The organism is Puribacter membranae, from assembly GCF_055380425.1.
This window is the reverse complement of the sequence record NZ_AP040167.1, coordinates 1,340,610-1,364,149: the sequence shown is the minus strand read 5'-3', so window position 1 is coordinate 1,364,149 and position 23,540 is coordinate 1,340,610. Positions and strand designations below refer to the sequence as shown.

Below are 23,540 nucleotides of genomic sequence, written 5' to 3'. Positions count from 1 at the left end.
TTCTTATCTCTCCCCAGAGGCGAGGGCTTGACTAACAGTCTCGCATTTATTTTTAGGAGCGCGTTGTGAAAACCTCCTCCGCTTATTCGCTGGCTCGTCAGCAGTTGATCGAACAGTATTGCGCCAGTGTTCCGACCCGCGCGATTCGTCGGCTGATTCGCGGCTTGACTTCCTTGACCGATCACACGGTGCAAACCGCTTGGCAGGCGCATTTCGATGAGCATGTGCCAACGGATTTACGCCGCTATGTGTGTCTGACGGCGGTCGGTGGCTATGGACGTGGGGATTTGCTGCCTAATTCGGATGTAGATTTGCTGGTGCTGCTGGATGATGCGCTGCTTTCTGAGGCGCAACGTTTAAAAATCAATACGGCGGTGGAGGGATGGCTCGGTTCCTTGTGGGATATGGGCTTGGCGCCGAGCCACAGTGTGCGCACGGTGGCGGAGTGTTTGGCGTTTTGCCACGAGGATTTGGCGTCAGAAACGGCGGTGTTGGAAGCGCGCTTTTTGGCGGGTGATGAGGGTTTGTTTCAACGGTTTTCACAGCAGTTTTTTGCGAACTTTGATTTGCAGGCGTTTTGGCGCAACAAAGTCGCGGAAATGCGTGCGCGTTACGCACGTTTTGAGGAAACGCCGTTCAGCTTGGAGCCGAACTGTAAAGAATCGCCCGGCGGTTTGCGCGATTTGCATCTGATGCTGTGGTTGTCCAAAGCGGCGCATTTGGCGCAGTCGTGGGCGGATTTGCACGACATCGGCTGGCTCAATCAAAAACAGGCGCGTTTGATTGTTCGCTGCGAGACCTTGCTGTTGGCGATCCGCGCGCATTTACACATCCTCACGCGTCGGGCGGAAAATCGTTTGCTATTTGATTTGCAGGCATCATTGGCGCAGGCGTTTGGCCTGAGTGATGACGATGGTAAATTGGCGAGCGAGTTGTTGATGCAAAAATATTACATCGCGGCGCGGGTGAATTCGGTGCGCATGAGTTTATTTTTGCAAAAATTTGACGAATACATGGCGCCGCAAGATATGCCGCGCCGAGTGCATAAAATCAAGGGTTTTCCCGAGTTTGTCGAGGTCAATCACGAGCTGGACATCACGCGCGATGACGTGTTTGTGCGCAAGCCGCATTTATTGCTCGATGTGTTTTATGTGTACGGCTCGCGTTCCGGTTTGACCGGTTGCACCTCGCGCTTGTGGGATGCGGTGCTCAAATCACGCGAATTGATTACACCGGCGTTTCGGCATGATCCGAAAAACCGACAGCGTTTTTTACGTATTTTGAAACTACCGAGCGGCATCACGCACACCTTGCGTTTGATGCATCAGATGGGGGTTTTGGGGCGTTATTTGCCGGTGTTTCGTAAAATCATCGGGCAAATGCAACACGATTTGTTTCACATTTACACGGTGGATCAGCATATTTTGATGGTGATGCGCAATCTGCGCCGCTTTACCTTGCAAGAGCATTTGCATCAGCACGAATTGGCCAATCAGGTGATGGCCGAGTTTGGCAAACCGTGGTTGATGTACATCGCCGGTCTATACCACGATATTGCCAAAGGACGCGGCGGCGATCATTCGGATTTGGGTGCGGTGGAAGTGGTTCGCTTTGCCAAACAGCATGGGTTGAATAAGTCGCAAACGGCCTTGGTTGAATTTTTGGTGGCCGAGCATTTGACCATGTCTCAGTTTGCACAAAAAGAGGATTTGTCCGACCCCGATGTTATCCTGCGCTTTGCTAAAAAGGTGAAAACGCCGGAACGCCTGCGTGCCTTGTATTTGCTGACTGTGGCCGACATTCGTGGCACCAGTCCGAAGGTGTGGAATGCGTGGAAGGATAAACTGCTGGCTGATTTGTATCGTGCAACCATGCATGTGCTGGAGGGTAAGAGCCAACATCCGCGCGCGACCATCATTAAGCAACGTCAGGAACAAAGCCGCGCATTGCTGCTGAATTTACCGCGTGCGAGTAAAGAGTTTCTCGTGCGGGTTGATGCGCTGTGGCGGCATTTCAACTCCGAATATTTCATTCGTCACGACGCGGCGACCATTGCGTGGCATACGGCGCATATTTTGGCGGCGGAGCTGCAGCAATCGCAGCAGTCGTTACCATCGGATCAGGCTGTGCTGGTCGCATCGCAGCATTATGTATTGAACGACGTGGACAACAGCGTACAATTGATGGTCTATACCGCGGACAAACCGGACTTGTTCGCCCGTATTTGTGCCGTGATTCAGCAGCGCGGCTACTCGATTTTTGATGCGACCATTTATACCAGCGCGCAGGGCATGGCGCTGGATACCTTTCAAGTCACCTTGCCTGAGCATGTGACGGTGGACGACGCCTTTTTGGCGGAATTGAATGCGCAGATGAGTGAGAGCATGCAAAAAACCAGCGAATTGCGGGCGCCGAATTTGGGTCGTCTGACCTCGCGCTCGCGCAATTTCCCGATCAAGCCAAGCATGTCGCTCATGCCGGTCGGTAATGACGAGTATGTCCTCAAACTCACGGCGACCGATCGCCCGGGCGTGTTGTACAGCATTTCGTATATTTTTCACGAGATGAATATCAAATTGCGCAGTGCGCGCATCGTGACGCTGGGCGAGCGATTGGAAGACGTGTTTGTGGTCTACAGCCCGCAATTGGTCGCGCCGAATTTTGCGGCGGAACTGGAGCATCGAATTGTCACGGTGTGTACCATTTAAAGGAAGCGCAGACGGTAGGGGTTGTTCCGTGCTTCCTAAAGTCAAAAGGATGTTTGTGTGAGTGTGCATCGAGGAATTTTTCGCCCTGCGTGGTGGGCCAATAATGCCCACGTTCAAACCATTTTGCCGGTGATTTTGCCGTTTGATATGCCGAGTTATGCGCGCGAACGCTGGGATACGCCGGATGATGATTTCATTGATTTGGATTGGGTAAATCTCGAATCCGCCGCGAATGCGGGGCAAAAAATATTCATCTTGTTTCACGGCTTGGAAGGTTCGAGCAAAAGCTCGTATGCCAAAGCGCTGATGCGCATGGCGCAGCGTAAAGGCTGGAGCGGCGTCGTGGTGCATTGGCGCTCGTGCAGCGGCGAAATCAACCGTCAGCGCGTGATGTATCACTCAGGTTTTAGTGCAGAAATCGACTGGGTGCTCAAACACATGGCGCAGCGTTTTCCCAGCGCACAGTTGTTCGTCGGCGGGGTGTCGCTCGGTGGCAATGCCTTGCTCAAATGGCTGGGTGAAAATGGCGCAGAGGCTGACCGATGGGTCAAAGCCGCGGTCGGCATTTGTGCGCCGCACGACCTCAAGGCCGGCGCGATTGCGCTACAAAGCGGCTTTAATCAGCGCGTGTATATGCGCAATTTTCTCGGCACGCTCAAACAAAAAGCCCTGCTCAAACTCGAACAATTTCCCGAACTGCCGATGACCGTGTCGCAGGTGCGCGCTGCGCGTAATTTTTTCGACGTGGATAATGACTTCACCGCACCGCTGCATGGGTTCAAAGACGCCGAGGACTACTGGCAAAAATCATCGTCCAAACAATTCATGGGCGGTATTGCCGTGCCGACCTTGATTTTGAATACCGCCAATGACCCAATTGTGCCTGCGCACAGTTTGGCCACTGCGAACGAGGTCGGTAAAGGCGTGACCCTGTGCTACACCGATAACGGCGGGCATGTCGGCTTTGTCACCACGCGCCAGAATGATATGAAACATTTTGCGTGGATGCCGGATCGGGTGTTCAGCCATTTTGAGGCGCATGCTTGACACGATCCATGGATAACGCAGCACCGGTGCGTTGTTCCGATTTTCGGGATTTCATCGGCGGAAGGCGATTATAATAAGACGCTTTATTCTGACCGCTAACCCCTGAGTCACTGTTCATGTCCACACAAGCCGACTTATTCCATGACGACTGTCACCATGCCGCTGCATCCGCTGATTTAAACGGCGCGTTGCAGTTCGTCGCGTGCACTTTTTCGCCGATATTTTGGCGTGAGGTGGTGGCGCGCATGGTGAAGCAGGCGGCGACAACGCCGCTGCAACGACAGCTATTCATTGTCCCTGATAATTCGATGGTTCTGGCCTACCGTGCCGCATGGGCGGAGCACGCGCGCGCGACGCAAAAAGCCTCGCTCATGCCACCGTTGATGACGCTGATGGATTGGGCGAAGGCCAATGGCGCACAGGACTGGGATGCGCACGACACCGAGCGTATGCTCAATTGGATGCAGGTATTGCCGCAGGCGCAGGTGCTGCGCGAAGCATTGGGGCAGCAGATTGAGCACAGCGATGATTGGCTCGGCTTGGCACGGCAGTTAATCGATATGTCGGACGAGTTGAGCATTCATTTGCTCGCCGGTCGTGACGTGCAGTGGGTGAAAAATTCGGTGGAGCAGGCGATTGCCACGGTGTATCAGCGGCAGACGCACCGCATCGCGCAGCAGGAGTTGGCGATTTTATTACACTGTTGGCAAGCCGACGTGGACAAACAAACGCCGGTGGTGCGCTATTTGGCGGTGTTGCAGCAGATGTGTCGGCGCGAGCCGCGTCCTTACGACTGCGTTTGGGTACTGCGCAACCGTCCGTGGACGGCGCATGAGACGGATTTTTGGCACACCTACGCGCAGCACACGCGGGTGTGCGTGCTGGACATTCAGGCGGTTCAGGTGCGTGTGGGTAAACAACGGCAAGCGGCGATCACGCGTATCGCGGGGGATTTGGCCGCGCGTTGGTCGGGCGATTGTGCCGTTGATTCACCTGAAATGACTTCAGACATTCAATTTTTCCGTGCGCACAATTTAGAGGATGAGGCGCAGACCATCGTGCGACAGGTGTTGCGTTGGCGCGAGCAGGGTTTGCGTCAAATCGCATTGGTGGCGCTGGATCGACAGGTGAGTCGGCGCGTTTGGGCTTTGTTGCGGCGTGTGGGTGTGGACATTCGGGATGATACCGGTTGGCTGCTGTCCACGTCGCGCGCGGCGAGTGCGTGGTTTCAGGGTTTGCAATTGTTGCACGAAGCCGTATGGGCCAAGGATTTGATGCAGTGGCTGACGCATCCGATGGTGCTGGCGGATTGGTCGAGCGAGCGCAAAGCGGCGGCTGTGGCTGTGCTGTATGCCTTGGCCGATCGGCAGCAGCGTTATCAGCAGACACGCGTGTGGCGCACATGGGATGACTGGCTTGAGGAATGGGCGTATGTGAAAACGCGCGCGATGCCGCTGGCTGATTTGAGCGCTGCCGAAATGGACACTGCATATGCGGATGTGCATGAATTGCTGGCGCAGGCGAAAAATCAGCACCGCCGTTGGCAAACGCCGCGCACGCTGTCGGTGTGGGCGCAAGAGTTGATGGACTGGGCGAAGCAGTTCGGCCTGTGGTCTGCGCTGGAGCAGGATAATGCCGGTCAACTGTGGTGTGCGTTGCTGCACCGCTGGACGTGGGTGGCAAACGACGCGCCGCTGAGTTTTGCGACGCTGCTGCGCCTGATGAATACCGAGGTTGAGCGGCTGACCTACCGTCCGCCGAGTTTGGGCAGCGAGTCGGCGCAAACCGTGGAAGAGGTGATTTTATTGCCGCTGGGCAATACGCGCTTGCGTACCTTTGACGCGGTGTGGTTGCTTGGCGCGGATGCGGGTAATTTACCCGGCGCGGCGGTGGATTCGGGCTTGCTCAATTGGACGGTGCGGCAGGATTTGGGTTTGCCGACCGTGCAGGACAAACAGCGCCAGATGCGCACCGCGCTGCTGGATATTTTTGCGCTCAATGCGCAGGTCTGCGCCAGTTTTGCGGCGCAAAAAGACGGCGCGCCGAATGCGCTCAGTCCGTGGTTGCAGCAGTATCTGCGCGCACAGGGCGGCGAAGTGTTGGATACCGAACGCATTGAGTGTACCGTCGTTCCGCAGGTGCAGCCGCGCAGTGCGGTCACGGTGGCGCAGTACTTGCCGCGGCAGATTTCCGCTACCGATTTGACCACTTTGGCTGCTTGTCCCTATCAATACCATGCGAAAAAAGTGTTGCAAATGGCGCCGCACGAATGGCCGAGTGACGAAATCAGCCCGAGCGATAAAGGCAATTTGTGGCACAGCGTGGTGGAGCGTTTTCACCGTCAGCGCGATGCCGCGACACCCGAGCAGGATTTGAGCGTATTTACGCAAACGGTGGACGAATGCTTGCTGCCGCTGTGCGCCGATAATCCGCGCTATTGGGCGGTACAGCAGCAATTTCACGGCTACGCCGCCGCATTTGTCCAGTGGTGGCAGGCGCGCGAACGCGAGGGTTGGCAAGTCAAACACAGCGAATACGCGCCACAAGTCACGCGCGCGCAAAGCATCGTCGATGCGGCGGGACACGCCGTGCATGAATTGCACTGGCGCGGGCGCATTGATCAGGTGGATGAGCGAATGAACGAATTGGGCGAAGTCGAATGGTCACTGATCGATTACAAAACCAATAATGTACGCGGTTATCAACAGAGTATTCGCAATCATGAGGACACGCAGTTGGCGTTCTACATCAATTTAATTGAGTCGGCGGTTGAAGCAACAGGGGCGGCTGAACAGATTGTGGATGCACGCTATGTCGGTGTGGATCGCCATGCCGATCGCACTTTGCCCGAAGCGATTTTAGGCGATGCGACGTATATTCATCAGCAGGCACGACAATTGCGCGAGCAGGTGCAGCAGGTATTTTTGCAGATGGCGCAGGGCGCGCCGCTGGTCGCATTTGGCGAAAAAAGTGCCTGTGTGTACTGCGATTACCGCGCGGTGTGCCGCAAAGATTATGCCGCGCCAGTGTGGGGGACGGTATCGGGGCAGGGAGACGCATCATGAGCGCACCCATCCATACTTCCTTCAATGCGTATTTTAAAAACGAGCAGCCGATTGACGGCGTAGCGTTCACTCATGCCGCGCTGGATCCCGCGTGCAGCGTAGTGGTGCGTGCTTGCGCGGGCAGTGGTAAAACGTGGTTGCTGACTGCGCGCATCATTCGACTGCTGCTCGAAGGGGTTGAGCCGAAGCAAATTTTAGCCATCACCTTCACCAAAAAGGCCGCGCAGGAAATGCGCGACCGCGTGGCTCAACTGCTGCGCGAAATGGCCGATGGTTCCACCGAGCAGGTACTGGCCTTGCTGACCGAGCGCGGCTTGTCCGAGTCGGCGGCGCGTGAGCGTTTGCCCGTGGCGCAGGGGCTGTATGATCGCATCCTCGGCTCGGGGCAGGAGATTCCGATTTACACCTTCGACGCGTGGTTTTACCGCTTGCTCAAGGCCGCGCCGATGGGCTCGGGCGTGGCGCGTGATGCAACGCTGGTGTTGGATAATGACGCGTTGCGCCAAGCCGTGTGGGATGAGTTTTATCGCCAATTCAATCGCGCTGACGGCCAGAGCGTGCGCGCGCATTATTTGCAATTGCTTGGGCAGTTGGGCGAGTTCGTCACGCAGAATATGCTCAATGCCGCCTTGAATTTGGGCAATGAAATCGAACTGTGGCAAGGCACATCCACAGAGCCGCCGTTGGCACGGCTGCGCGAGGAAATTTTGTTGGAGTCGGGTTTTGATGTAAATGGCGGCGAAGCGGACATCCTGCACGCGTGGTATCGCGAAGTGACTGCAGGCGAGGCGCTGAACACGATTTTGACGGCGATGTTTGCCGGCAAAACGGAGAAAGCCGAGCGTGCGCAGGGCATTCAAAATGCTTTGGACAGCGGCGATGCAGCGACTGTGTGGCAGGCGCTCAATCCGTTCCGAACGCAGTCCAATACCTTGAGCAAGCAAAAATTTCAATTGGACAAAGACCAGCTCAAGCGTCTGGACGGACGCATTGATAAAGAGTCGTTTGAAGAAGCGCGCGAAGTCATTAACGAGGCCTTTGCAGTCAAAGCCGCACGAGAAGCGGACTTGAAGGCTTATCGTTTGCACGCGCATATTTGGCCGTGCGTGGACGCGCTGCTGCGCATTGACCGCGCGCAAAAACGCTTGAGCCATCAGCTCGAATTTGGTGATGTGTCGCGCAGTTGTTTTGAGTTATTGCACGATGAAACGACGGCGGCATTCATGCAAATTCAGTTGGATGCACGTTACAAACATCTATTGTTCGATGAGTTTCAGGACACCAACCCCTTGCAGTGGCACATCATTCACGATTGGCTGTCGGCGTATCAGGGCGATGACGACAAGCCAAGAGTCTTTTTGGTCGGCGATGTGAAACAGTCGATTTATCGCTTTCGCGGCGCGGATGCGCGCTTGTTCGATCGGGCGCAGGATTTGCTGTGCGAGCAGTACGACGCAGTGGTGTTGCAAACGCAATTCACGCGGCGCAACAGCCAGGCAGTGATTGACTGGGTGAATCAAATGTTCACGCAGCCCGATTGCGCGCTGGTGGATTTCAGCCCGCACAGCACGGCGCAAACAGGCAAAGTCGTTGGCAATGTTGCGTGTCTGGGGTTGCCGAAAGTGGAATCGGCGGGATCGGACGAGTCGTCTGAGACGGTGACTGAGCAGGCTGAAGCCGCACCGCGCGATTGGCTGGTGCAACCGCAATACGTCGTGGAGCAAACCATCCGCGACAGCGAAAGCGCGCAGTTGGTCGCAGCGATTGAACAGTTGGTCGGGCGCTATCCGGTGTGGGATGAGCAGATGCACAGCCACCGTCCGGCGCGCTACGGCGACATGATGATTTTGATTTATGGGCGCACGCATTTGGTCAACTACGAGCGCTTGCTGCGCCAAGCGCACATTCCGTTTGAAAGCTCGCGTCGCGGCGGTTTGCTCGATACGCTGGAGGCCTTGGATTTAATGGCGCTGGTACAGTGGCTGATGCGCGCGGATGATGATTGGGCGCTGATGCAGGTACTGCGCAATCCGATGTTCGCCAAAACCGACGCGCAGTTGTTGCAATTACGCGCGTGGGCACACAGCCATGAGTCGGCGGGCGAGCGTTTGTCGTATTGGCAGGTTTGGCAACGGCGCTTGGCGGCGTTTGGCGAAGCAACCGAGGCGCATTGGCACGACAGTTTTGCTCTGCTCAGTCAGTGGCAGGCGGTCGCGGGCTATTTGCCGGTGCATGATGTGCTGGATCGAATTTACGCACAAGGGCGAATTTTTGAGGCCTATGCGCGTGTCGTCCCGAGCTGGCTCAATCCGCAGGTGCAAGCGAATTTACAGAGTTTTTTGCAGTTGGCTTTGAATGTGAATACGGGGCGTTACCCGAGCTTGGCGGATTTTTTATACGCGCTCAAACGCTCGCAGGCGCGTGCGCAGGATGGACAATCGGAAAGCGAGCCGCTCGGGATGCGTGATGCAGTGCGGATTTTGACCGTACATGCGTCCAAAGGTTTGGAAGCGCCCATCGTCTTTTTGATTGATATGAAAACCTCGGCGGAGCGCACGCCGACGAACTACTGGCTGATTGACTGGCATCCGGATGATTCTGCACCCGCACATGTGTCGTGGGTGAGCACGGGCGAGCGCATCGGCGCGTGGCGCAGCGAGCGGCGCAAGGTAGCGAGGGCTTTGGACGAACAGGAGCATTTCAATAAATGCTATGTGGCGATGACCCGCGCGCGGCAAATGCTGGTGGTCAGTGCGGCGCAGGAGTTGGGCGATGAGGATGATGCTGCGGATAAAAATGCCGAAAAGCCCGCATCGCCAGCGAAAAATGGCTTGTTTGAACAGTTGCTGCATGCGGTTCAGAGCCTTGATCCGGTGGCTTCGGGCGTATTACCCGACCAGCCGCAATTGTGGAGCAGCCACGCGGCGCAGTGGCGGGAAGCGTGTTCGGCACACGTGGATATTGCTGTAAAAGATGAATGGGTCAACACTGCCGCAGCTACCACAGCAGTCAATGTGTACAGTGATATTGAGGCGGATGAAGCGGCATTGAACAGGCAAATGCCCATGGTGCCGCTTGCACAGGATAACCATGCGCTCACATTAGGCTCGGTGCTGCATCAGGCGTTGGAATGGTTCAGCCAGCCGAATCCACCGCATGAATTGAACGACGAATGGCTGAGCGAGCACTACGCGATCAGCCTGTCTGAGGCGCAGCAGGTGCGCCAGTGGTGCGAAACGATTGTTCATCAACCGCAATGGCGCGCATGGTTTGACCCGACGCAGTACGATGAGGCGCACAATGAAATGAGCCTGATGACGGCGGATGGCCAGATCAAACGTATGGATCGCTGGGTGCGCGAGGGTTCGACGATCAGCGTTTTGGACTACAAAAGCGGCTGGGATGCGGTGGCGCTGATGGCGTATGAGCAGCAACTGCGCGAATACGTCACGCTGATGCAGGACATTTATCCCGAATGTGCGGTACGCGGTTATTTATTGCGGGTTGATGGCGTGGCGCATGAGGTGAGGTGAGATAAAAAACGCACCAGAGTGGGTGCGTTTTTTATCGTGCGATGCCAAACATGAATAATATTACCAATAGCCCAGCACTTTCCACCAGCCGAAACCGACCACCACCCAGACGATGAGGTTGACCACGCTCATGACGAATCCCGCTTTCCACCATTCGCCCAGTGTCGTGTAGCCCGAGCCGAAAATCACCGGCGACGTACCCGTTGCATAGTGGGTGAGCGTCATCATCAGGCTTGAGGCGGCGGCCATCAGCAGGGCGAATAACATCGGCGGCGCGCCCAAGGCAATACCGGCAGCGAAAAAGGCACCGAACATCGCTGTGATGTGTGCCGTGGTGCTGGCAAAGAAGTAATGCGCATACATATACGCGAGCAGCAGCAAGGCGCTGGCGGCAAACCAGCCCAGCCCAATGTGGGTAATGCCGCTTTGCAAACTTTGCGAGAACCACGCAATCAGCCCGAGTTTATTCAAATAGGAGGCCATCATAATCAGCGCACTGAACCAAACGATGGTGTCCCACGCGCTTTTCTCTTTCAACACGTCGTCCCATGTCAATACGCCTGTCAGCAACAACAGCACCAAGCCCAATAAAGCGGTTGTGGTCGGATCAACCGCCCAAGCGCTGCCGAAAATCATTGCAGGTACACCTGCCCACAGCAACAGCAGCACCGCAAAAATCGTCAGCATGATGCGTTCGCCATGGCTCATCTTGCCCATTTCAGCGAGTTTTTCTTTGGCAAACTGCGCGGCGTTCGGCGTATTTTTGATTTCCGGCGGGTAGAGCCAGAACAATACCAGCGGCATCAATAAAATCGCGGCCAGACCGGGCAACAGCATGGCCAAAGCCCATGTACTCCACGACAGTTGGATGTTTGCGCCTGTGGCGTCTGCAATCAACTTGACCACCAGCGGGTTGGGCGCGGTCGCGGTGATGAACATAGCCGAGGTGATCGGATTGGCATGGTAGTTCACCAGCGCGAGGTATTTACCAATGCGCCCTTGTGTGCCCTGTTCGGGATCGGAATCGTAGCTCGCGGCGATGGATTTCATAACGGGGTGAATCACCGCGCCGCCACGAGCGGTGTTGCTCGGTGTGACTGGCGCAAGCACCAATTCGGACAGCGCCAAGCCATAACCGATGCCCAAGGTCTTTTTACCGAAAATCGAGATGAAATAGTAGCCGATGCGCGCACCCAAACGGGTTTTGATCAAACCGCGTGAAATCATGATGGAAAAACCGATCAGCCAGATCAGCGGATTGGCAAAGCTGCTCAAGGCATCCTGAATCGCCGCGCCCGGTTTGTCAGCGGTGACGCCGGTGATCGCGACCAATAATATGGCGATGAAGGCAATCGCGCCGATGGGCATGGCTTTGCCGATGATGGCCGCGATCACACCGATGAACAGTGCCAGTAGATGCCACGCTTGCGGTGTGACGCCGGCAGGAATTGGAATGAAGAACCAGATAACGAGCGTAATCAATGCAGCTATCGCTGCGGGGAGAGGTTTGAATCCCATATTTTTCTCCTTTTCAGAACATCACTCAAAAAAATTCCTACATTTAATTATCAAAATTCTATTTTTTTACTATGTTTGTATCATAACGCAGAATTATGTTGATTTTCGGAAACAGTCCTATCTTTAGGGAAGTTGGTGTTTTTTTCGTGCGTCAAAAATCCCGCTTTGGCCAAAAAGGATCATCGTTCACCAGTGCAGTCGTGTTAGACTGTGCATCGAAGAATTAAGGAAGCACGGAATAATTCCCACCATCTGCGCTGGCTGTTCCGTGCTTTCTTACGCGCGTCTGTGACCGAAATGATTCATTGTTTGTCTATTTGATTGTTTGAGAGGAATCCATGTCTTTGTCGTCTTTGCCCATGACCCCGCTATTTCAAATCACGCCGGATGAAAAGGAGTTGCCGTTGATTAACGATATTCGCCTATTGGGACGGATATTGGGTGATGCGGTACGTACCTATGCAGGGGATGAGTCGTTCGATCATACTGAGACCATTCGTCAGGCGGCGGTGCGCTTTCGTAAAAGCGAATCCGGTCTGTCCGGCTCGATTGAGGAGCAAAACGCGGCGCACGAAGCGCGCAAAATTTCGGTCGATCTGTGCGAACGTTTGGGCAATGCACAGGCTTTGCGCGTGATTCGTGCATTCAGTCTGTTTTCACTGCTGGCCAATATTGCCGAAGACGTGCATCAGATTCGCCGTCGCCGTTACTACCGTTTGCAGGGTGCGCAGCCGCAGGTCGGGACGCTGGCGCGCTCCTTGGCGAATTTACAGGCGCGTGGCGTGTCGGCCAAAGACGCGCTCAAGGCGATGTCGCGCGTCATGGTCGTCCCGGTGTTGACCGCGCATCCGACGCAGGTACAGCGCAAAACGATATTGGATTTGACGCGCGCATTGGCGCATCGTTTGTCCTTGCGCGATTCGGCGCAGTTGGATGAGGAAACCGAGCAGGAGCTGCTGGCGGACATCGAGCGTTTGGTCAAAACCTTTTGGCAAACCGCGATTTTGCGTAAATCCAAATTGCATGTGATCGATGAAATCAATAACGCGGTCAGCTACTATCCAATCACCTTTTTGAAACGCATTCCATCGCTGGTTCTGCGCTACCAAAAAATGGCGCGCCAACTCGGTATGGCTGAGCCGGAGGTGCAGGAATTATTGCCGATGACCATGGGCATGTGGATTGGCGGCGACCGCGACGGCAATCCGTTCGTCACCGCGCAAACCTTGCGCGAATGTGCCCATGCGCAGGCGAAAGCCGTGTTTGCGCATTATTTGGACGAGCTGCTGTCTTTGGGGCAGGAATTGCCGTTGTCTTCGGAAATCACCACGATGAGTGCACCGCTGCTCGCTTTGGCGCAGCAGTCGGGCGACGACTCGCAGCATCGCTCATATGAGCCGTATCGTCAGGCAGTCGTTGGCATGTACGGGCGCATGGCGAAAACTGCGCTGACGCTGTGCGACATGATCGCGACGCCGGAGCCGCGCATTAAAAGTCTGCCGCCGTATGCCAGCGCAGAGGAATTTGCACAGGATTTGCAGGTGTTGGCTGATTCGCTGCGCGCGAACAACAGCGCGGCTTTGATCGAAGGGCGTTTGAACGAGCTGATCGAAGCGGTGCATATTTTCGGCTTTCACTTGGCGACCATTGATCTGCGTCAAAATTCCGAAATTCACGAATCCTGCGTGGCCGAGTTGCTCAAAAGTGCGGGCTTGGTGGATGATTACAAAGCCTTGGACGAGGCGCAACGCCGCCAAATTTTGCTGGAGCAATTGCATTCGGCGCGCGTGTTGAGCAGCCCGTGGGTCACCCAAAGCGATTTGCTGCGCGACGAACTGGCGATTTTTAATGAAGCGCGCGTGCTGCGCGCGCAGTTTGGCGCACGCCTGATTGAGCAGTCGATTATCTCCAAATCCACCAGCGTGTCGGATATGTTGGAGCTGGCGGTGCTGCTCAAAGAAGCCGGTTTGGTGGCGAGTCAACCCGAGCCGCGTTGCGCGCTCGGCATCGTGCCGTTGTTTGAAACCATCGAAGACTTGCGTGCGGCGCCTGCGATCATGCACGACTGGTTCGGCATTGATTTGGTCAATGAATGGCTCAATCGCCGTGAACGCAAGCAGGAAATTATGCTTGGTTACTCGGACAGTAACAAAGACGGCGGCTTCCTGACCTCGATTTGGTCGTTGTACGAGGCGCAACAGGCGCTGATCGAGACCGCGAATCAGGCCAAAGTACAGGTATCGTTCTTTCACGGGCGCGGCGGTTCGGTCGGGCGCGGCGGCGGCCCGTCATATGAAGCGATTTTGGCGCAACCGGCGGGCTGCATGACCGGCAAAATCCGTTTGACCGAGCAGGGCGAAGTGATTGGTGCGAAATACGCCGACCCGGATATGGGGTTGCGTAATTTGGAAACTCTGGTGGCAGCGTCGATGGAAGCCGTGGCCAATGACGTCGGCGAAACCAGCGACTGGTCGCGTTTTGAACCCGCGATGAGCGAAATGTCCGATTTGAGTTTCAAAGCTTATCGCAAACTGGTTTATGAAACCGACGGCTTCACCGATTTTTTCCGTGCTGCCACGCCGATCAACGAAATTTCACAGTTGAACATCGGTTCGCGTCCGTCGTCGCGCAAGCCGTCACAACGCATTGAAGATTTGCGCGCGATTCCGTGGGTATTCTCGTGGGCGCAGGCGCGCATGATGTTGCCCGGCTGGTATGGCGTCGGTTCGGCGATTGAGCAGTGGGTCGGAGCGGATGAAACGCGCTGGGACGAGTTGCGCCAGATGTATCAGCAATGGCCGTTTTTCCAATCGGTGATTTCCAATCTGGATATGGTGATTGCCAAAACCGATATGGCGATTGCCAAACGCTACACCGAATTGGTCGAGGATGCGGCGCTGGCCGAGCGCATTTTCGGTGAAATCATTGCCGAATGGAAGCGCGTCGTGCATGCCTTGTTCATCGTGACCGGGCACAGTGCGCTGCTGGCGACCAATCAGACGCTGGCGCGCAGTCTGCGCAACCGATTACCTTATCTTGATCCGCTGAACTATTTCCAAGTTGAGTTGCTCAAACGCTACCGTGCGGGCGATCACTCCGAAGCGGTACAAGATGGCATTCACATCGCGATCAATGGCTTGGCAGCCGGTTTGCGCAACAGTGGTTAAATGCGATTGATTCGCTGTAATTTATGACCTGATCAATGCGGATAAGCATTTTTAAATGAACTTAACGCCAAAATCGAGTGTTCGAATCGGTTTTGGCGTGGTTTGATTAAATTGCATTAAAAATACATTACTGTAAATAATTGATCGTAACTGCTTGTAAAATAGGGCAAAAACGAACGATCGTGCCGTTAAAAAACGCAGGAAAACTTGTCAATCGCATAAAAAATACTGTTACAATAGCGCAGTAAATCAACTGATTTATTTTTTCGACCAATGGAGAGAACATGGAAAACATCGAACAACGCGTCCGTAAAATTGTTGCTGAACAATTGGGTGTGAACGAAGCCGAAATCAAAAACGAATCATCTTTTACCCAAGACTTGGGTGCTGACTCTTTGGACACCGTAGAGCTGGTGATGGCTTTGGAAGACGAATTCGAATGCGAAATTCCTGATGAAGATGCAGAAAAAATCGCGACCGTTCAACAAGCGATTGATTACGTAACAGCACATTCTAAATAATTGATTAAGTCCAAACGACTTGACGGTTTTTAAAGTGTCACGATAAAAGAGACCCGTTAGGTCTCTTTTATTATATAGACGGCGATTCAAAACAGATGCGGTGCGCTGTTTTGAACCTGTACGCGGAACAAAGAGGTAGGCTATGAGTAAACGCAGAGTGGTCATCACGGGTTTGGGCGCAGTGACGCCCTTAGGCAATGACGTTGCCAGCACATGGAATCAATTGATTGCCGGTCAGTCGGGCATTGCGACGATCAGCAAGTTTGATGCCAGCGCGATCAGTAGCCAAATTGCCGGCGAAGTGAAAAATTTTGACGTGAGCGAATACATCGGGCAAAAAGAAGCGCGCACGATGGATACCTTTATTCATTACGGTTTGGCGGCAGGGATTCAGGCGTTCCGCGATTCGGGGATTAACGTTACCGAGGAAAATGCCGAGCGCATCGGCGTGATCATTGGCTCGGGTATCGGCGGTTTGCCGTTGATTGAAACCAACTGCGAGAGTTTGTTCAGCAAGGGCCCGCGTCGTGTGTCGCCATTTTTGATTCCCGGCTCGATCATCAATATGATTTCCGGTCACATGTCGATCATGTATGGTTTAAAAGGCCCGAATTTGGCGGTGGTTACTGCGTGTACCACTGGTACGCACTGTATCGGCGAAGCCATGCGCATGATCCAGTATGGTGATGCCGACGCCATGTTGGCCGGTGGCGCGGAGTCTACAATTTCTGCGCTGGCGATGGCTGGCTTTGCCAATATGCGCGCGCTCTCGACGCGTAATGACGAACCCGCGCGTGCGTCGCGTCCGTGGGATGCCGATCGTGACGGCTTTGTGATGGGCGAAGGCGCTGGCGTGTTGATGCTCGAAGAATACGAGCACGCCAAAGCACGCGGCGCGAAAATTTATGCTGAGTTAGCGGGTTATGGTATGAGCGCGGACGCCAATCATATGACCGCGCCGTGTGAAGACGGTGACGGCGCCATGCGCTCCATGCGCAACGCCATGCGCGATGCGGGCGTGAATCCAGATCAGGTGAACTACATCAATGCGCACGGCACATCCACGCCTCTCGGTGATGTGGCTGAAACGGTAGCAATCAAACGTGCATTGGGCGATGCGGCGAAAAATGCGATTGTCAATTCGACCAAATCCATGACCGGTCATTTGCTGGGCGGCGCGGGTGGTGTGGAATCGGTATTCACAGCGTTGGCCGTAGCGCACCAAAAATCACCGCCGACCATCAATCTGGACAATCCGGGTGAAGGCTGTGATTTGGACTATTGTGCCAATGTCGCGCGTGACGCGACCATTGAGATTGCCATGAGCAACAACTTTGGCTTTGGCGGAACGAATGGCACCTTGGTAATGAAAAAAATCTGATGCGTACATGTATACAAAAAGCGCCGGTGATTAAACGGGCGCTTTTTTATATGCGGTTTTTGGTGAGTCATGGGCGATTTTCTGTCGTAAAATGAATTAATACTTGCATGAATTTAAAATAACCCTTATAATACTCGTCTTGGTTACGGAAGCGTGGCAGAGCGGTTGAATGCAGCGGTCTTGAAAACCGCCGAGGGTGAGAGCCCTCCGTGAGTTCGAATCTCACCGCTTCCGCCAACCGAACTTGTTGTTTCCAAAACAACACTATTTTTCTGGCGCGGGGTGGAGCAGCATGGTAGCTCGTCGGGCTCATAACCCGAAGGTCGTAGGTTCAAATCCTGCCCCCGCAACCACAACATAGTCCAGAAAAATTATAATAGTCAAAACCCGCCGTCCTATCTCATTGGTTTTGATTGATCATCTTCTTATTTATTCTTTTAGTTTCATTGTTTTTGATTGTATGCGGTAGCTTACTCTGGCGCGAGCCAAGGTTTAAGCGAATGGTTGGAATACAACAAATGCTACGATTGCGGATTTACCCAATTGATGAACTTTAGCATAATGCTACAACCCATTGAGCAGTCCCCATGACACCTAATGAAATCAAACGCATTACCGAAGCGCTGATCCTCTGTCACGACGCGCCGATGAGCTTGGCGCAAATCAAGGCGGCACTCAATATAGACATCAACAATGATACCTTGCGATTGCTACTCGATGAAATCAAAGCCGAGTGGTCGGAACGCGCGGTGCATCTGACACAGGTTGCGACCGGTTATCGTTTTCAAACGGCGGCAGACGTGTTGCCCTATATTGATCGACTGCGTGCGGAAAAGCCGGCGCAATACTCGCGTGCGGTGTTGGAAACTTTGGCCATCATTGCCTATCGTCAGCCGGTTACACGGGGCGATATTGAGGATATTCGTGGCGTCACGGTATCGTCGCACATCATTAAATCGCTCGAAGAGCGCGGCTGGATTGATACCGTAGGCCATCGGGAAGTCCCTGGTAGACCCGCGTTGTGGGCAACGACCAAACACTTTTTGGATGATCTCGGTTTGCTGTCGTTAAAAGAATTACCCGTATTGCTGGGGCAAGAAGACGGCGATACCGGCCAATTGGAGCTGGTCACACATGAAGCCAATGACGCGGCCAAGGATCAAGAAGCCCCCGAATCCAACATGGACGCAGCCGACCCTGCGGATGCTGTCATGCTCGATGAGCAACAATTAGAACGCATGACCGAATCGATTCAAACCTTAGCACCCGTACTTGAAGTTGATAGTCATTCAATCACGACAGAGCCGCAGCACATCAATCTATCCTCAACCGAACCGCAGCCCCCATCCAATGTAAGCGATCATGTCGACGCCGACAGTACCGACGCGGATACGGAACAACACAACAATCCCCCCATCGCATAAATGCTCGCATCGAGCGTATGCGCCACATCAGAATACAGAATGAACACCATGAGTGATACAGAACACAAACCCGCAAAAAAGAAAAGTACCCTACTGCGTGGTAAACACGGCGTGCGCAAACGCACTCAACGCGCCACATCGGCCGATGCAACAGCACAAACCACACCCAATCGCACCCCAGAACGTGTATCAGAGTCTCAGCCGCACGACGACTCATTGCCTGAGCAATGGGGTTGGCAAGAAAAATCCGAAAGCAACAAACCAGCCCGCACCGGTCAGCGCTTATACCGCGCAGGCGTGCGTTCGGCGCGCAAACAAAATCAACACACAGGCAAAGCAGTTGGTGTGACGGATACTGCTTCCGCTGTAGAGGACGAAGCGTTCGGTGCGATTGAGCACGAACACGAGCACAGCGAAGTGGATTTGGACGGTACGGTCAAATTGCAAAAAGTACTGGCCGATGCGGGCATCGGCTCGCGCCGCGATATGGAAGAATTGATTATCTCCGGTCGCGTTTCGGTCAATGGCATGCCCGCGCACGTGGGGCAACGCATCACCGATGACGACCAAGTGCGCATCAACGGCAAACTGCTACAACGCAAAAAGCTCACGCCGACCGTGCCGCGTATTGTGATTTATCACAAACCCGCAGGCGAAATCGTCAGCCACAGCGACCCCGAAGGCCGCCCGACCGTGTTCGACAAATTACCGTTCACGCGCAAAGGCAAATGGTTGGCGATTGGTCGACTCGACTTCAACACCGAAGGTTTGCTGATTCTCACCACTTCCGGCGATATTGCCAATCGCATGATGCACCCGCGTTACGGACACGAGCGTGAGTACGCCGTGCGCGTGCTTGGCGAAGTCACCGATGCGCAATTGCATCAACTGAAAAACGGCATTGAACTCGAAGACGGCTTGGCCAGCTTCTCCACCGTAGAACATCTGGGTGGCGAAGGCGCGAACCGCTGGTTGCGCGTGGTCATTTCCGAAGGGCGCAACCGCGAAGTGCGACGCATGTTCGAGGCCATTGGCCTGACCGTCAGTCGCCTGATTCGCGTGCGCTTCGGCCCCATCATTTTGCCAAGCCAACTCAAACGAGGTCGTTCGCAAGAGTGGGAGCGCCCGCAAGTGCTGCAACTCATGCGCGAATTGGGCTTGAACACCGCGAGCAGCGCACAACGCAACAAACACGCGCATAACGATGGCGAAGCCGTGCCGCAAGACGCACACCTGATGAGCGCCTTTGGCGTCGATCACAACCGCGATGCCGGATTGACCGGACGCGAAGTCCGTGGCACGCGTGGTGCTCGTGCGGGTGGTGATGCGAAACGCGGCTCAGCGGGAATCGGTGGCGCAGCACGCCAGCCAAGCGGCTTGGGACAAAATCGCGCGCAACGTGGCACTCAGCAACGCACCACGGCGCAACGCGGCAAAACCCAACGCGGACAAAGCCTGCGCACCCATATGGAAGGCGCGCCGATGAACCGCAGCGGTGGCGTGACGCGCAATAAAAACCCGCGCGCTCAAGCGGCGGGTGAGGCGACTGAAGCAGGTCGAGTCGTTCGTGGTAATCGCACCAATCGTACGGATCGCACGGACCGCGCAGATCGGAACCACAATAATCAACGCACGCAAGACGGTCAAAATACCTCATTCAGTGGCGATCGAACCGCGGCGCAACGCAAATCGCGTTCACCGTACGGCGCGCGTCGCCAGAATGATGGCGCTGCTGCTGCGCGCACAACACGAGCGCCGCGCCCAAGCAATCGCGGCACACGCAACAAAAATCAATAAAGCGTAAATACGTTGGACGAGATGAAAAACGGCGAACTTAGGTTCGCCGTTTTTTTCTGTTTCAGAACATATGTCTGAGAGCATATGTCTCAGAGCGTTAATTGGCTGAGACTTTCCACTTGATATTACAACCCAGCGATGGTTTTTGCCCTTCGGGTGCAGGTTGTTGCGCCAGAACGGCGTCCAGTGCGTGGCGCAAGTCCGCGCCGTTGACTGGCTCGTCATTGCCCGGGCGGGCATTGTCAAATTGGCCGCGGTAGTACAAGCGGTGTTGCGCGTCGAATAGGTAAAAATCGGGCGTGCAGGCCGCATCGTAGGCGCGTGCGACGGTTTGCGTTTCGTCGAACAGATAGGGGAAGCTGTAACCGTGTTCGCGCACGGCTTCGATCATTTTTTCGGGACTGTCGTCGGGGTAGTTGGCAACGTCATTGGCGTTGATGGCGACCACGGCGACGCCGCGCTGCTGGTATTCTGCGGCCATTTGTGCAAAGGCGGCTTGGATGTGAATGACGAAGGGGCAGTGGTTGCAGATGAATGCGACCAGCAGCGGTTGTCCGTTAAAATCGGCGAGACGAACGGTGCGTCCGCTGGCCGGCTCGATCAGCGCGAAGTCGGGTGCGGGTGTGTTCAATGCGAGCATATTCGATGGGGTGCGTGCCATGGTTCCTCCTCTGGTTTTATGTGGCGTCGGTGCGCACGCTTGCCTGCCATGCGCGTAAGACGGGCGTGATGGCGTGCAATTGCGCTTCTAAAATGGCGTTGGGGATATTCGCCGGCTCATTTTCGTGGTCGGCGGCAACGGCGCCTTGATCCACGCTTAAAACGGTATCGAGCAGCATCAGCCACGCGTCGTACCACAGCGCGGGCTGGTTGGGGAAATCGCCGCCGCGTCCGCGCGAGTCGGCGAGTGAGGCGTGCAGCAGGTCGCGAAAACGCTCGGGACGGCGTAAACCGTCGCAGCGCTTGATGATGTTCAGCGCCGTACTGGGTCGCAATTCACTCAGTTTGTAAAAATTGGTGTGCTCAAAAGTAATGAGTCGCGCATAGTCGGCGCAGGCGCGCGGGACCTTGAGCCGCTCGGAGAGGGCTTTGGCCAGAGGCACGCCACGTGCTTCGTGCCCTGTGTGGCGCGGTAAAACGTCTGCGGGTGTGGCGGCTTTGCCCAAATCGTGGCACAGCGCGGCGTAGCGCGATTCGAGGTTGAGATTGAGCTTGGCGGCGTAATCTATCACCATCATGACGTGGACGCCGGTGTCGATTTCGGGGTGGTAGTCGGCGCGTTGCGGCACGCCGAACAGCGCGTCCACTTCGGGCAGCCATTGTGCGAGCAGGCCGCATTCGCGCAGAATTTCAAACATGCGCGAGGGTGTGTTTTCCATCAGTCCACGGGCGATTTCCTGCCAGACGCGCTCGGGTACGAGGGCGGCGGTTTCGCCGTTCGCGACCATCGTGCGCATTAATTGCATGGTTTCGGGTGCGACGGTAAATGTCGGCCAGCGCGCGGCAAAGCGTGCCAGACGCAGGATGCGCACGGGGTCTTCAATGAAGGCGGGTGAGACGTGGCGCAATATTTGATCGCGCAAATCTTGTTGGCCGTTGTACGGGTCGATCAATTCGCCCAGTGTGTCCTGACCGTCGTTTGGATGGTGATCCAACACCTCGCGCGCCATGGCATTGATGGTCAAATCACGCCGCGCCAAGTCCTCCTCCAGCGTGACGTCGGGCGAGAAATGCACGGCAAAACCGTTGTAGCCTTGTGCGGTTTTGCGCTCGGTACGCGCCAGCGCGTATTCATCGTGGCTCACGGGGTGTAGAAATACGGGGAAGTCCTTGCCCACGGCGGTGTAGCCCTGCGCCAGCATGGCCTCGGGCGTGCTGCCCACCACGACGTAGTCGGCGTCGTTCGGCGTCAAGCCCATGAGTTCGTCGCGCACCGCTCCGCCAACGCGGTAAATGCGCGGCGGTGACAGGGGTGTGGCGTGCGGCTGTTGGCTCATGGGGCGTACTTTCAATGCGTGGTTGGTGGCGTGGCGGCAGTTTCCTGCACCAAAATATAGGGTTTCACCACCACTGTCCACAGCTCGGTGTTGTCGGCAAACCAGCGTGTCGCCAGTTCGTCCCTGACGTGAGCCAGCTCACCCGCGTCAAACCAAGTTTTGACCGTGTGGATGTCATCCAGACTCATTTTGGTAGCGACGTCCACTAAGTCCAGCTTTTCGGCAACGTGCAACACCACGCCTTGCGCGAAGAAGCGTTGCAATTCATGCCAGTTCACGCGCGCGGTTTCGCCGTTCAGTTTCGCGTGTTCTATTTCGTTTAAAGTGTGTTCGGACATGGTTTTTCTCAATCATGCTTAATCTTTTTACTGGGTTCGCCGATAGAAAAAATGATGGCAAACGGCTACAATAGCGGGGATTTGCATCATTATTTTTTTCGGCGGATTCGGCTTGCATGATACCACGAGCCGTTTACGAACCCAATACCGAACGCCGAACACGTTCCATAACGCCTATCTTTTTTATTTCTTATGAGCCAAACGACAGAACCATCCCGCCGCTTCGCCGGCATGAATCGCCTGTACGGTGACGGCGCGACCGAGCGCCTCGCGCAGGCGCATGTGTGCGTGGTCGGCGTTGGTGGTGTTGGCTCCTGGGCGGTGGAGGCTTTGGCGCGCTGCGGCGTGGGCACGCTGACCTTGATTGACGCCGATCATGTGGTTGAATCCAATGTGAATCGGCAGATTCAGGCGGTCACCGATAATCTGGGCAAGGCGAAAATCACCGCGTTGCGTGAACGCATCGCGCAGATCAATCCCGATTGCGCGGTGCATGAGGTGGATGATTTTATTGATGCGGACACGTTGGCATTATTGCCTGCGACAGCAGACGTGGTGCTCGACTGCACCGATCAGGTCAAAGCCAAGTTGGCGATGATTGCGTTTTGCAAACAGCGGCGGCAAAAACTGCTGACTTGCGGCGCGGCGGGCGGTAAAACCGATGCGACGCGCATCGTGCAAAGCGATTTGGCATACAGCATTCAAGACCCGATTTTGGCGAAAATTCGCCAGCAACTGCGTCGTGAATCACGCTCATCGCGCTCAACGCACGCGGGCGCAGTTCAACAATCCAAAAAGCCCATCAAAATGGATGTGCCGGTGCTGTACTCCGATGAAGCGGTGCGTTATCCGGCGGCGAGTGCAGCGGTTTGCGCTGTGGGTGATGCGCCGATGGCAGCGGCTCCGCAGGGATTGAACTGTGCTGGATTTGGCTCCTCGGTCATGGTCACAGCCAGTTTTGGTATGGCGGCAGCGCAGTGGGCGGTGGCGCAGATCTTGGATATGAAAAAAGCACGGTGAACCGTGCTTTTTTATTAAAGTATG

Annotated in this window: 14 protein-coding genes and 2 tRNA genes; 12 read left to right on the top strand and 4 right to left on the bottom strand. The window is 55.2% G+C overall.

Annotation, left to right across the window (positions count from 1 at the left end):
- The first annotated feature begins 65 nt into the window (after positions 1–65).
- From glnD to ACZ41M_RS06605, 4 genes are all read left to right on the top strand, one after another.
- Positions 66–2,708: a [protein-PII] uridylyltransferase gene (glnD, locus tag ACZ41M_RS06620; RefSeq protein ID WP_464731922.1), complete on the top strand. Its 2,643-nt coding sequence runs from the start codon at positions 66–68 to the stop codon at positions 2,706–2,708.
- A 57-nt stretch (positions 2,709–2,765) separates the two neighbouring features.
- Positions 2,766–3,755 (top strand): YheT family hydrolase, encoded by a 990-nt coding sequence (locus ACZ41M_RS06615; RefSeq protein WP_464731923.1) that lies wholly within the window; start codon positions 2,766–2,768, stop codon positions 3,753–3,755.
- A 116-nt stretch (positions 3,756–3,871) separates the two neighbouring features.
- A complete protein-coding gene (locus ACZ41M_RS06610) occupies positions 3,872–6,820 on the top strand; it encodes a PD-(D/E)XK nuclease family protein (RefSeq protein ID WP_464731924.1) in 2,949 nt (982 codons plus the stop codon).
- Positions 6,817–10,353, top strand: coding sequence for a UvrD-helicase domain-containing protein (locus tag ACZ41M_RS06605; protein ID WP_464731925.1), 3,537 nt, complete (start codon positions 6,817–6,819; stop codon positions 10,351–10,353). The genes ACZ41M_RS06610 and ACZ41M_RS06605 overlap by 4 nt, the downstream gene beginning before the upstream one ends.
- Positions 10,354–10,413: 60 nt before the next feature.
- Here ACZ41M_RS06605 and ACZ41M_RS06600 read toward each other — a convergent pair whose 3' ends face one another.
- Complete coding sequence (locus tag ACZ41M_RS06600) at positions 10,414–11,871, bottom strand: DASS family sodium-coupled anion symporter (protein WP_464731926.1); 1,458 nt, start codon at positions 11,869–11,871, stop codon at positions 10,414–10,416.
- Between the two features lie 338 nt (positions 11,872–12,209).
- Between ACZ41M_RS06600 and ppc the strand changes: the two genes are divergently transcribed.
- The 7 genes from ppc (at position 12,210) to ACZ41M_RS06565 (ending at position 20,161) form a co-directional block, all read left to right on the top strand.
- The gene (ppc, locus tag ACZ41M_RS06595) at positions 12,210–15,038 is read left to right on the top strand and encodes a phosphoenolpyruvate carboxylase (protein ID WP_464731927.1); all 2,829 of its coding nucleotides are present in this window, start codon (positions 12,210–12,212) and stop codon (positions 15,036–15,038) included.
- Positions 15,039–15,322: 284 nt separating this feature from the next.
- Positions 15,323–15,559 carry an acyl carrier protein gene (acpP, locus tag ACZ41M_RS06590; protein WP_464731928.1) on the top strand — a complete coding sequence of 79 codons (237 nt, stop codon included), beginning with the start codon at positions 15,323–15,325 and terminating at the stop codon, positions 15,557–15,559.
- Between the two features lie 142 nt (positions 15,560–15,701).
- On the top strand, positions 15,702–16,940 hold the full coding sequence (gene fabF, locus ACZ41M_RS06585) for a beta-ketoacyl-ACP synthase II (RefSeq protein WP_464731929.1): 1,239 nt from the start codon (positions 15,702–15,704) through the stop codon (positions 16,938–16,940).
- Positions 16,941–17,087: 147 nt separating this feature from the next.
- A tRNA-Ser gene (locus ACZ41M_RS06580) sits at positions 17,088–17,177 on the top strand.
- A 39-nt stretch (positions 17,178–17,216) separates the two neighbouring features.
- Positions 17,217–17,293: transfer RNA gene (locus ACZ41M_RS06575), tRNA-Met, on the top strand.
- Positions 17,294–17,527: 234 nt separating this feature from the next.
- The gene (scpB, locus tag ACZ41M_RS06570; RefSeq protein ID WP_464731930.1) at positions 17,528–18,364 is read left to right on the top strand and encodes an SMC-Scp complex subunit ScpB; all 837 of its coding nucleotides are present in this window, start codon (positions 17,528–17,530) and stop codon (positions 18,362–18,364) included.
- A gap of 48 nt (positions 18,365–18,412) precedes the next feature.
- The gene (locus tag ACZ41M_RS06565) at positions 18,413–20,161 is read left to right on the top strand and encodes a pseudouridine synthase (protein ID WP_464731931.1); all 1,749 of its coding nucleotides are present in this window, start codon (positions 18,413–18,415) and stop codon (positions 20,159–20,161) included.
- A gap of 97 nt (positions 20,162–20,258) precedes the next feature.
- Here ACZ41M_RS06565 and ACZ41M_RS06560 read toward each other — a convergent pair whose 3' ends face one another.
- Genes ACZ41M_RS06560 through ACZ41M_RS06550 form a run of 3 tightly spaced genes read right to left on the bottom strand, consistent with a single transcriptional unit; the run spans position 20,259 to position 22,496 of the window.
- Complete coding sequence (locus ACZ41M_RS06560) at positions 20,259–20,822, bottom strand: thioredoxin family protein (protein ID WP_464731932.1); 564 nt, start codon at positions 20,820–20,822, stop codon at positions 20,259–20,261.
- A gap of 16 nt (positions 20,823–20,838) precedes the next feature.
- Positions 20,839–22,158 carry a multifunctional CCA addition/repair protein gene (locus ACZ41M_RS06555; RefSeq protein ID WP_464731933.1) on the bottom strand — a complete coding sequence of 440 codons (1,320 nt, stop codon included), beginning with the start codon at positions 22,156–22,158 and terminating at the stop codon, positions 20,839–20,841.
- 11 nt (positions 22,159–22,169) lie between these two features.
- Complete coding sequence (locus ACZ41M_RS06550) at positions 22,170–22,496, bottom strand: DUF2288 domain-containing protein (protein WP_464731934.1); 327 nt, start codon at positions 22,494–22,496, stop codon at positions 22,170–22,172.
- Between the two features lie 192 nt (positions 22,497–22,688).
- Here ACZ41M_RS06550 and ACZ41M_RS06545 point away from each other — a divergent pair, with 192 nt between their 5' ends.
- Positions 22,689–23,516, top strand: coding sequence for a tRNA threonylcarbamoyladenosine dehydratase (locus tag ACZ41M_RS06545; protein WP_464731935.1), 828 nt, complete (start codon positions 22,689–22,691; stop codon positions 23,514–23,516).
- Positions 23,517–23,540: the final 24 nt, after the last annotated feature.

What these genes read in the sequence shown, in the direction of transcription:
- ACZ41M_RS06555 (WP_464731933.1), bottom strand. Translation starts at nt 22,158, where the DNA reads ATGAGCCAACAGCCGCACGCCACACCCCTGTCACCGCCGCGCATTTAC.
- ACZ41M_RS06565 (WP_464731931.1), top strand. Translation starts at nt 18,413, where the DNA reads ATGAGTGATACAGAACACAAACCCGCAAAAAAGAAAAGTACCCTACTG.
- ACZ41M_RS06605 (WP_464731925.1), top strand. Translation starts at nt 6,817, where the DNA reads ATGAGCGCACCCATCCATACTTCCTTCAATGCGTATTTTAAAAACGAG.
- ACZ41M_RS06560 (WP_464731932.1), bottom strand. Translation starts at nt 20,822, where the DNA reads ATGGCACGCACCCCATCGAATATGCTCGCATTGAACACACCCGCACCC.
- ACZ41M_RS06610 (WP_464731924.1), top strand. Translation starts at nt 3,872, where the DNA reads ATGTCCACACAAGCCGACTTATTCCATGACGACTGTCACCATGCCGCT.
- ACZ41M_RS06550 (WP_464731934.1), bottom strand. Translation starts at nt 22,496, where the DNA reads ATGTCCGAACACACTTTAAACGAAATAGAACACGCGAAACTGAACGGC.
- ACZ41M_RS06600 (WP_464731926.1), bottom strand. Translation starts at nt 11,871, where the DNA reads ATGGGATTCAAACCTCTCCCCGCAGCGATAGCTGCATTGATTACGCTC.
- ACZ41M_RS06545 (WP_464731935.1), top strand. Translation starts at nt 22,689, where the DNA reads ATGAGCCAAACGACAGAACCATCCCGCCGCTTCGCCGGCATGAATCGC.
- ppc (WP_464731927.1), top strand. Translation starts at nt 12,210, where the DNA reads ATGTCTTTGTCGTCTTTGCCCATGACCCCGCTATTTCAAATCACGCCG.
- acpP (WP_464731928.1), top strand. Translation starts at nt 15,323, where the DNA reads ATGGAAAACATCGAACAACGCGTCCGTAAAATTGTTGCTGAACAATTG.
- fabF (WP_464731929.1), top strand. Translation starts at nt 15,702, where the DNA reads ATGAGTAAACGCAGAGTGGTCATCACGGGTTTGGGCGCAGTGACGCCC.
- scpB (WP_464731930.1), top strand. Translation starts at nt 17,528, where the DNA reads ATGACACCTAATGAAATCAAACGCATTACCGAAGCGCTGATCCTCTGT.